13 protein-coding genes are annotated in these 8833 nt (G+C 58.6%); 5 read left to right on the top strand and 8 right to left on the bottom strand.

Going from position 1 to position 8833, the window contains the following annotated elements; all coding sequences use genetic code 11:
* From ACODTZ_RS35990 to ACODTZ_RS35965, 6 genes are all read right to left on the bottom strand, one after another.
* Positions 1-421: hypothetical protein (locus ACODTZ_RS35990; RefSeq protein ID WP_489032088.1), on the bottom strand; the 421-nt coding region annotated here is incomplete at its 3' end.
* Positions 422-453: 32 nt separating this feature from the next.
* Positions 454-825, bottom strand: coding sequence for a hypothetical protein (locus ACODTZ_RS35985; RefSeq protein ID WP_036588689.1), 372 nt, complete (start codon positions 823-825; stop codon positions 454-456).
* Positions 826-833: 8 nt separating this feature from the next.
* On the bottom strand, positions 834-1148 hold the full coding sequence (locus ACODTZ_RS35980) for a hypothetical protein (RefSeq protein WP_172873170.1): 315 nt from the start codon (positions 1146-1148) through the stop codon (positions 834-836).
* On the bottom strand, positions 1149-1772 hold the full coding sequence (locus ACODTZ_RS35975) for a thermonuclease family protein (RefSeq protein ID WP_036588684.1): 624 nt from the start codon (positions 1770-1772) through the stop codon (positions 1149-1151).
* On the bottom strand, positions 1769-2404 hold the full coding sequence (locus ACODTZ_RS35970) for a thermonuclease family protein (RefSeq protein ID WP_036588681.1): 636 nt from the start codon (positions 2402-2404) through the stop codon (positions 1769-1771). The genes ACODTZ_RS35975 and ACODTZ_RS35970 overlap by 4 nt, the downstream gene beginning before the upstream one ends.
* Before the next feature lie 17 nt (positions 2405-2421).
* Positions 2422-3102 (bottom strand): nuclease, encoded by a 681-nt coding sequence (locus ACODTZ_RS35965; RefSeq protein WP_036588678.1) that lies wholly within the window; start codon positions 3100-3102, stop codon positions 2422-2424.
* A gap of 127 nt (positions 3103-3229) precedes the next feature.
* On the opposite strand from ACODTZ_RS35965, the gene ACODTZ_RS35960 reads away from it, so the two are divergent.
* From ACODTZ_RS35960 to ACODTZ_RS35940, 5 genes are all read left to right on the top strand, one after another.
* Positions 3230-3610, top strand: a complete 381-nt coding sequence (locus ACODTZ_RS35960; RefSeq protein WP_072492903.1) for a hypothetical protein — start codon at positions 3230-3232, stop codon at positions 3608-3610.
* A 64-nt stretch (positions 3611-3674) separates the two neighbouring features.
* Positions 3675-4424, top strand: coding sequence for a ParA family protein (locus ACODTZ_RS35955; RefSeq protein WP_036588675.1), 750 nt, complete (start codon positions 3675-3677; stop codon positions 4422-4424).
* 3 nt (positions 4425-4427) lie between these two features.
* Positions 4428-4829, top strand: a complete 402-nt coding sequence (locus ACODTZ_RS35950) for a hypothetical protein (RefSeq protein ID WP_036588673.1) — start codon at positions 4428-4430, stop codon at positions 4827-4829.
* A 5-nt stretch (positions 4830-4834) separates the two neighbouring features.
* Positions 4835-5227 carry a hypothetical protein gene (locus tag ACODTZ_RS35945; protein ID WP_072492871.1) on the top strand — a complete coding sequence of 131 codons (393 nt, stop codon included), beginning with the start codon at positions 4835-4837 and terminating at the stop codon, positions 5225-5227.
* A complete protein-coding gene (locus ACODTZ_RS35940) occupies positions 5193-7208 on the top strand; it encodes a relaxase/mobilization nuclease domain-containing protein (RefSeq protein ID WP_489032083.1) in 2016 nt (671 codons plus the stop codon). Before ACODTZ_RS35945 ends, ACODTZ_RS35940 begins: the two co-directional genes overlap by 35 nt.
* Before the next feature lie 33 nt (positions 7209-7241).
* Here the strand turns inward: ACODTZ_RS35940 and ACODTZ_RS35935 are convergent, their stop codons facing one another.
* Complete coding sequence (locus ACODTZ_RS35935; RefSeq protein ID WP_035226596.1) at positions 7242-7820, bottom strand: HAD family hydrolase; 579 nt, start codon at positions 7818-7820, stop codon at positions 7242-7244.
* A gap of 100 nt (positions 7821-7920) precedes the next feature.
* On the bottom strand, positions 7921-8586 hold the full coding sequence (locus ACODTZ_RS35930; protein WP_035226595.1) for an acyl-homoserine-lactone synthase: 666 nt from the start codon (positions 8584-8586) through the stop codon (positions 7921-7923).
* Positions 8587-8833: the final 247 nt, after the last annotated feature.

Below are 8833 nucleotides of genomic sequence, written 5' to 3'. Positions count from 1 at the left end.
CCGCGCGGCGAGGGCGCGGAGTGGCAATCTGCTGGATGCAGCTTTCGCCATCCCGATTGCTGTTGAAGTAGTGGCCGGAGGTTCCGCAGACATTGACCGTTTTGACGCACTGGTCGGGTTCGCCTCGCCAATTATTGTCGCCGCCTGACGATGAGTAGCCGACAGTCGTTCCCACGGGGCAATCCTCGTAGGTTTCGTGGCCCGGCTTTCCGGATTTTGCTTCATGGCAAACCGGCCAGGAGAAGCCGGGTTTGGACATGGCGGTGATGAGTTTCCGCATGGGCGGAACGCAATAGGGGACGCCATGCCAGGATGGGTTTTTCGATGCTGCACACAGCAGAACCCGACATCCCCATTCGGCGTCCTGTGCCTTTGCTGGCACCCCCGCAAACGTGCCTATCAAGCCTGCGGCCAAGAACATGATCGCTTTCACCGTCCGTCTCCTTTAGGGGGCTATTGGATCTGCACCCAGGTGCCGTCGATTTTCGCAAAGGACAGGGTGCCGGGCTGCGTCGTCCCCGCGAAGGAACCGCTTGTTGTTGTGATGATGCCGGTACAGGTGACACCGGGTGCGTTCTGACGGGGTTTGCACTCCGAGATGCGGATTGTGCGGCCCGATTTGGCGATCGCGGCACTCGCTTGACTGTCGTCGGGAAAGTCAAACGCCGGCTGCCGTTGAAGCTCACTCTCAAGCCGCGCGACCTCCTGTTCAAGCTCCGCTATCCTGTCGGCCCGTTCAAACGCGTTGATCGTGTACCCGCCGGCAGATCCCACGACGAAAGCAATGCCGGCGGCGACAAGCGATCCGTAGTCGAGCTTCTTCATCGGCAACCTCAATATCCTTCGATCCCGAGGCGCTTCAGGATAGCGATCGGATTGGTTTCGCACTCCGATTTCCATTCGCGATGCTTGGCGCAGGCGTAGGCGTATTGGCTAAGGTCGGCCGAAGACAGGTCTGTAAGCCTGTTGCCAACCGCCTTCCATTGCTGCACGTCTGCCGGATCACAACCAGCACCGCCCGCACCGCAAAAGTCCGGATCGCGTTGCTCGATCTGGGTTTGGGTGGCCCCGTCCTGCGCGCCGGCGGCAACCGGAGAAACAGCCAGTAGAATGGCAATAATGGTCGAAGTTTCGAAAGGGCGTTTCATTTAACCTCCGTGCACCTGCGTGAACGACAGTGCTTTGTCGGGAGTGACGGGCAGGGGCAGAGGAAGCCCCTCTTCGGTGGCTGGCGCGCCACCATCGGACTGCTCACCAGGCTCTGGCGATGCTTTGTAGAGCCAGGGAGGAGACAGGTCCGGCGACGACCAGATGCCGAAACCAAGCCCTCTCGCCCTCCTCTCAATATCGAAATAGGCAGGGACTTGGGGTTCATTACGATAGTTGAAGGCGTAGCCGATCCCTTCCGCGATTGCCGTCGCTGCCAGATTTGTCTCACCAACAAAACAATGCGCGATCAGGTTCTTGTTGGTGTCACGACCGATAGGCGCGCAGTTGACGTCCTGACCGAGCGTTTGAAGGATCATCCAGGCACGCGAGACCTGACCGACAGGCCATGTCACACTTTCGGTCGTTGCGTTCTGCGCCAGCCTGGGGGCTTCATATCCAGCCAGACGGATGAGCTGACGCGTTTTGACGAACTTGAATGTGGTGCCATCGATGACCTGAACCTTGCCATATATCTGACGCGGAACGTCTGTGGGGCGGGCTTGCGCCAGCGTCCCCGTCGGGATGAGGGCGAGGACAATTAACGTGATGGTGGCAAGCTTCATCGCGACACTCCGGCCTGTTGCATCAGCACAGAGACGGGGTGCGGCATATCGGAATAGTCCCAGAGACCCGCGCGCGCGGTGCGGGCGCTTTCCTCAGCGACCCTATATCCGGGAACAATCACCTGGCCGGTGCTGTCGACGGCCGCAAATCCCCATCCTTGCGCGATAACGTAGGTCGCAAGATCATACCGGTGCTCGCCTGCCGTCGTCTGGCATGCGACCACCACATTGTTCTGGTCAACCATCTGAATGGTGGCGCAGACCGGCTTTGTGTCCCTGACCAACGCCTGCATCATGATTACGTTGAGTTCACCGCAGTCGCGCGAGGTCCCCGGAGATACGGCAACGGTGGTCCCGCGCAGGCATGCCTGTAGACCATAGAGCCGATGCCGTCGCCCGTTTGAGACCCAGCTATCGCCAGTCTCGAACTGCGCATGCGTTGGGAATGGTGTGAATGCGGAAGATGGCGGAAGCGCCGCGTCTTCCGTGGGAGGAGCGTCAGCTTGCGATGCCTGAACGGGAACGACCGGCAGCCTGGAAGGCTGCATTTGCGTTAACTCTCCACCGGTGAGCATCGGCATTATGACGAAGCCTGCGTAGAAGCCGGAGACTGCGATCGTGGAAATAAGCATCAAAGTTCCGATCCGCATCAGTGCATTGTCGGATTGGCGCGGTAACGCTCACCGTAGGGATGGAGGAAATGGGCGCTGGCCCAGATACCGGCTTTCGTTCCTCGCGCGCCTTGTTCCGCCCGAGCATATTCCGGGAAGATGGGCTGGCCAGTTCGATCACGGAAAGCAAACGCCACTCCTTTGCTGATCAGCACTTCAGAGAGCGATCGCACCGTGTCTCCGTCCATGAAAAAGCATTCCGCATACCGAACCGTCGGCTGGCCTGGGGTCCGCCCGAGCTCATGACAAGGAATTGCAGGTCCGTCGACATCCTGTATCTCGCCGATGGTCGCCGTCATCGCGGCCAGCGAGATCATGGCACAAGTCGCCATGACACCCGAGAATTCGAGTGGCTCGGTCGAAAGGCAGCCTTGCACGCCGGCGAGTTTGATGATCGTTCCATCCGCTGCGAGAAATGCGCTGCCGCTCAAGGCTGCTTCCGGGCTGACACTCTGGAGATCAAGCCGTGTGGCGATCGAAGCTGTATCAAGTGGTTTCGGTGATGCCGGGACCAGGTCTCGCCCCTGAACATAGGCCTGCTGGTAGTAGCTGACGAACCCGGCATCAGTATCCGCCCACGCCGTCTCGGGTAACGAGATCAAAGCACCCAAAAGGCCATAAATGAGGTGGCGAGAAGATCGCCATGCGCCATTTTTCATGTTCGCATCCGTCGCCTGTTGACTTTTTTGAACATGCACGAAATTGTACTGGAGTGCAAGTATGGAAACGCTGCGAAGATTGAGATAAGGTTGGTCCGGTCCTCAATTTGCATGTGGAGACAAGATGATGGCGATGTATCGGAAGGCGCTGATAGCCTTCACTGTTCCATTCCGTGCCCTGTTGCTCCTGCTTCAGATTGCGTGCTTTTTGCTGCTGTCAGCGGCGTGCATCCTGGTCGCGGCCTTCGTCGGCTACTTGATCGTACTGACGTTTTCCTATGCGTTTCTGCCGCTGGAAACGACGGAGAACCTTTGGCAATGGGCAGCCGATCTCTACGCTCAATCCCCATGGTTCAAGGCCGCGACAATCACCTCATTCCTGCTGCTCGTCCTGCCGATCCTTCGCTTCTGGCCGGCAAGGGATCCGATTGCCGAGGCGGCTCATGAGCGGGAGATGGTACGCTTCAATGACGAGCTCATCGCAGCCAGACGCCGTGGGCTGCGGTGAGTGCGCCATCCTGTTCTGCGCCGGGGCGAGAAGCTTCAAATAGAGATGGAGATTGAGGAGCCTCATGACAGTCAAACCTCTTTCGCTCGCAATTTCGACCTTCAAGGGCGGGGCCGGCAAATCGACCCTTAATGTCAATCTCGCTGCGGAATTCGCGCAACAGGGGCACAGGACCCTTCTGATCGATTGCGACGAGCAGGAATCGTCAACGCGCTGGTACAATGTCTCTATGAAGCGGGGACTGTTGCCGACTGACGGGACATTGTTGCATCTACGCGTAGCGCCCGGAGACAGGTTTCGTGAGCGCCTCGACAATGCCCCCGACGCCGACATCCGAATCTACGATGTCGGTGGTTACGTGCATCAGCGCGCGATCGAGGTCTACCACGAGTGCGATGCGATCCTCATTCCAGTCATCCCCGAGCCGACGGCTGCCACATCAGCCATCAAGGTGGCCACGATCCTGACGGAAATCGGCCGGAAGCGGGACAGGGGACCTATCCCTTATGCCGCGATCTGGAACTACGTGGACATGATTGCCCTCAAACACAATCGATCCCTTCCCGAGGTCCACGCCATCCTGACGAGCGGCCGGATTCCGATGGTCGAGACAGTCATCCGCAAGAGCAACCATTTCAGCGATGTCGGGGCGGGCTATGGTTCGCTCTACTCCAAGCTTGCTGGTATTGCAGACAATCCTTCGTTGACGCCGTCGGCCAAGCGGCGGGCCTCGGAAAGCGTGCTCGATGCGATTGATCTGGTGAAAAGGATCAACAACGAGTTCATCGCACTTCTGCAGGCGGAGGCCGCCTAAACGATGTCGAGGGAAAGAACGCCTGCCGGAAACATTCTCGCCCTTGCCCGATCTCGTGAAGAGCAGGCCAAGGACGTGGAGGACGCCGCGACATCGTATATGCCGACGACTATCGATCTCGACACGCTCATGCCCGATCGTGATGGACAAGGAGCGGAAACAGCGTCTTCTGAGGCCGATGTGCCTGAGGCCCCCACGCCAGCCAGGCAAGAACGCAAGGAGCGACCTGTGGCGCCGGCGTCCGTCAAGGCGGATGGCGTGCCCAGCAAACGAAAACGGATATCGCTCTATCTCGAAGACGACGTGCTGACGAAGATTTTCCGGGTTTCGTTGGAGAGCCATGAGCAACTGTCGTCGGCAACGCACAGGCTCATCCTGGAGGCGCTGAAGGCGAGGGGGCTGTAGATCGCATGCGACAGCCGCCCATCATGTTTCGCCTACCAGATCACGTCCTGAGGAATGTCGACGCTCTCGCCGGGCGGCTCGACGTCTCCGTCAACATCGTCGCCAAGCTGATCGTCACCAGGGAGATCATGCACGTTCCCGCAATGATCGAGGAACATGATCGGCAAATGGCGAACATGCATCAGTTTCTCCGCGAACTTGCCTGGCGCAATGAGGCATTTTTAGCGCAAGAGGTCGGACACGCCGAGGGCACCAGATTGATTGCACAGAAGCTGGACGAGGTGATGGGGGCCATCGACGCCGTCCGCGATGCCGCCTTTGTTCGGCCGTCGTCTTACATTGTCGAGCTCATCAGGAAACACGATGAACGAGGTCTCCAGAAATCCCTCGAAGTCTAGACCCGAGGGTCGGCGACTGCCGGGTTACCTTGATCTGATCGAAGACGATCTGCGCCGACGTGGCGGCGGCGGCGGTGGCGGCAGCGGAAAACGACCGCCGGCTGGCCAGAGCAAGCGACCGTCGATCAAGCATCCCGGCGCGGCCTCGGCGATCAGCCGGGCCGCGGGCAACAATGCTGTGGTGGTCAAGGTCCTGTCCTATGGTGCCGGTGCTGTTTCCGCCCGTAACGTGCTTGCCTACCAGAGCAAGGAAGAAAAGGCTCAGGATCAGGACGGTCGCGAAGTATCGGATTTGAACGAAGCGGTGCGATCATGGGAAAGGGATTTCCGCAACCGAAAGGGGAGCAGCGACGTGCTGCGTCTGACCTATGAGCTTGAGAAAACCGATCGGGAAGGCGTAGCCCGCGCGCTTGCTTCGCTCGCCGCCGAAGGTTTCCATGAAGCCGGCGACACCAGCCGGACCTACGCTTTCAGTGTGAGCGACGGTGTGAACGGCCAGACAAGAGTGCATTTCGCACTTGTTATTGCCCATGAGAAGAAGGACAGGTCGGATCGAAGCACCGGCAATCGCATTCCAGGAGAGCTCGATGTGGCGCATGTGATCGATGCACGCCTGGATCAAGCTTTCCGGAAAGAGGGGCTCACACCGATCTCGCGATACCCGGCCGAGTTCTCGTCAGGCCCGAAAGGGCTAACGGCGACGCTGCACGCCATGCAGCGCAGGGGCGCGGAGGTAACGCTTTCGACGACGACGCATGTCGAGGAGCGTCCAGGCCGGAGCGGACGTTACCTCCACGGCGCTGAGCGGCGCGAAATCACTACTGCGGATCACAAGCAGCTGACGGCGGAGGGGAAGATCGTCGGTGCCCTCATGCAAACCCGTCAGCCGCGGGATTTCATGCACCTGTTGCTGTCAGGACCGGCAAATGTCGATCGCGAAAAGCTTATTGATGCCGGCCGTGATTTCCTGAGAGAGCAATTTTCAGGGCACCGCTATGCCTATGCAGTCCACAATCGCAACGATCTCGACAAGCATCCACACATGCATGTGATCGTCGCGCTGCGGAATTCGACTGGCAAGATGCTCAATCCCAATATTCGAGACTTTACCGAATGGCGGCTCCGTTTCGCCGACAAGGCGCGTGAACGTGGTATCCTGATCGATCGTCAAAAGCGCCTCGAGCGGGCCGGTCCGCCTCCCGTGAAGCGTTGGGAATGGGAGATGTTCCGGCGGATGGGAGCCACGGCCCCGAGCAACGTCGTTAACAAAGTCATGGCGAAGCTTCGAGATACACCGACTGGTCCCAGATTGCAGGATGCACAAAAGCGGCTTGACCAGAGCCGACGCTCAGTCGGACTCGTTCTGAAGATGTTGGACGGGATAGCGAAGGACCGGTCCGCGCCCAGCACGGCGCGCGAACTTAGCCAGGACCTGTCGATCGGGCTCCAACGTGAATACCAGCGGCTTGAGGTGGCCGTCCGTGCCGGTCGTGACCCGACAAGCGAAAAAGGAGCAGAGCACATGCTGAGATCCACACCTATAAGCGCCGCCCAGGCGAAGGCCGCGAAGGAGACTCTGGCGAGCACTGCCGTTAGCCTGGCTACAAAGATTGCCAATCCATCCGATCGGCTGATCTTCGAACAGGCAACCAAAATCATTGGGAAAGTCGTTGGGCTCCAACTCGACTCACGTGTGGCCAAAAACCGCGATCGCGGTGAAGTCGGCAAAGATAAAAGCAGCCTGGATAGTTTGGCGACGAAGTCTGCGGCCGGTCGAGATCACGTTGCAGAGCAGGGTGTCGTCAACAAGAGTTCGAACAACCGTACGATCGATCAAACGCGCATTGCACGGTCTAATGCCGAGCACGACAGGCCTGAAGCCGATCGCAACCGTGAGAAGACCCAACAACGCACGCGAGAGGCGCAAAAATCGGTCAAGCTTCGCCCGCCTCAAGAAAAAGATCGGGACCGCAGTCGCTGAGCCTCCGACCGTCATTCCCACCCGATCCTGGCTTTAGGCTGATCGACGGCGGCCCAGCCCCAAAATCCGTTGGATATCGGCCCGAAGCCGTTGGGTGTCCGTAATTCCAGACGGGGAGGGATACTGGATACTCGTGACACCTGTGACGTTTGCGGCAAACAGACCCGCCGCAGTGCTACCAACGAGCATGGCCTCCTTCTTGTCAACGCCGTACCACTCAATCGCTTGGTGGATCGGTCCGGCGCCATCTCTCCGGCGGCGATCACCTGGATCCTGTCGTGGTGATCCGCTTGTCTGCGGGAAACCGCTCCATGCCATCCAGAAATCCGGCATTGCCCCTCGGACCCGCAGCAACTTGTCGAGTAGCTGCGTCAGGGCTGCGAATTCTGATCTGCCATGGGAGCCCGCATCCATTCCTCTTGCGTCCGAGATGAAACCAAAGCGAACGTTCATCTCTCGCAACTGCTGCAGCATCTGGACGAATTCGTTGCTGATGTCTCCAAGCATGAAATCCCTGGGCGGATTATTCCGTCTCAACAGGGTGCCATCTCTCTCGAAAATGACGAGGCCTGCGGAGCCGATGCTCCGGAATTTGTTGTCATCGTTGTTCATTGGCTGGCGCTCAAGGCTGGAAGCGAGCCTTGCCCTCTCGAAACCTCGATACTCAGTCCGGGTTGTCTCCTCGGTCGTGTTGGTTGCCGCGCACTTCGGCTTAAGCGGTCATGAGCACCGGCAATTCGATCTCGCGCTTGAAAAATGAACGGCCCGCATACAACGGATCGGCAACCCGCAGATTCTGCTGCATTTGGGCCCGGATACGCTGCGAGACCTCAAAGGCTCCGCAGCACACCGGGAACCTGCCATAGCCATCGGCTCGACCAAGCTCGTCGAATGCTGCCCCGGCGCGCTTGTAGATTCTCTTCATGTGCGGTTCGTAGTTCGAGATCAGAGTACCGATGCCGTTGTCGAGGGCCACTTCGCATAGCGCCAGGAGAAGCAGGCAGAAAGCGCGATCGGGGCGCATGTCGGGAAAGTCATTCGCGATGGCATTCTCATCAATGCACATGCGGGTTCCCTCCCATATTCCAGGTGCGATGAGATCACAGGCATCGGGGAATGTTTCGCGAAAGACGTCGTAGAGAAGTGTGGGACCCGTGGTCGGCATGAGCCGGACCGATCCGTAGAGCTCCTTCCTGTCGTCATCGCACCAGACGAGATAGGCAGGATGAAGATCATCATACCGATCCCGTTCGTGAGCGCCAAACACTGAAACATCCCAGCCGAGCTGGTCAGCGAAGACCCTTTTCCTCAGCCGGAACGATTGCTCAAGCAGGGAAGCGTGCTTGCGATATTCGTGAGCCTGAACAAGAAGATACATGAATGCCTCCATCGTTTGATGGAGAACAGAATGACGATCGAGTGGGGTACGATAAACTCCCCAGAAGGGCACCCCTAGTAGGGGGTATTGCCAAACGGATTGATCAATCGCAGCTGCATGGCCCGCGCGATGGTATAGGTAATTGAGCCGCCCCCGAGTTTGTGTCGCGCCGATTTGATGTAGGCTCTTGTCGGCGTCACGACACGAAAGTGTTGGATCTGTCCGACTTTTGAGAACGTATGGTGAT

Source organism: Rhizobium sp. FG113 (genome assembly GCF_057809895.1).
This window is presented reverse-complemented; position numbering and strand designations above follow the sequence as displayed.

Excerpts from the sequence above, each read along its gene's own strand:
- ACODTZ_RS35985 (WP_036588689.1), bottom strand. The coding sequence starts at position 825 with ATGAAGAAGCTCGACTACGGATCGCTTGTCGCCGCCGGCATTGCTTTC.
- ACODTZ_RS35980 (WP_172873170.1), bottom strand. The coding sequence starts at position 1,148 with ATGAAACGCCCTTTCGAAACTTCGACCATTATTGCCATTCTACTGGCT.
- ACODTZ_RS35975 (WP_036588684.1), bottom strand. The coding sequence starts at position 1,772 with ATGAAGCTTGCCACCATCACGTTAATTGTCCTCGCCCTCATCCCGACG.
- ACODTZ_RS35970 (WP_036588681.1), bottom strand. The coding sequence starts at position 2,404 with ATGCTTATTTCCACGATCGCAGTCTCCGGCTTCTACGCAGGCTTCGTC.
- ACODTZ_RS35965 (WP_036588678.1), bottom strand. The coding sequence starts at position 3,102 with ATGAAAAATGGCGCATGGCGATCTTCTCGCCACCTCATTTATGGCCTT.
- ACODTZ_RS35960 (WP_072492903.1), top strand. The coding sequence starts at position 3,230 with ATGGCGATGTATCGGAAGGCGCTGATAGCCTTCACTGTTCCATTCCGT.
- ACODTZ_RS35955 (WP_036588675.1), top strand. The coding sequence starts at position 3,675 with ATGACAGTCAAACCTCTTTCGCTCGCAATTTCGACCTTCAAGGGCGGG.
- ACODTZ_RS35950 (WP_036588673.1), top strand. The coding sequence starts at position 4,428 with ATGTCGAGGGAAAGAACGCCTGCCGGAAACATTCTCGCCCTTGCCCGA.
- ACODTZ_RS35945 (WP_072492871.1), top strand. The coding sequence starts at position 4,835 with ATGCGACAGCCGCCCATCATGTTTCGCCTACCAGATCACGTCCTGAGG.
- ACODTZ_RS35940 (WP_489032083.1), top strand. The coding sequence starts at position 5,193 with ATGAACGAGGTCTCCAGAAATCCCTCGAAGTCTAGACCCGAGGGTCGG.
- ACODTZ_RS35935 (WP_035226596.1), bottom strand. The coding sequence starts at position 7,820 with ATGAACAACGATGACAACAAATTCCGGAGCATCGGCTCCGCAGGCCTC.
- ACODTZ_RS35930 (WP_035226595.1), bottom strand. The coding sequence starts at position 8,586 with ATGTATCTTCTTGTTCAGGCTCACGAATATCGCAAGCACGCTTCCCTG.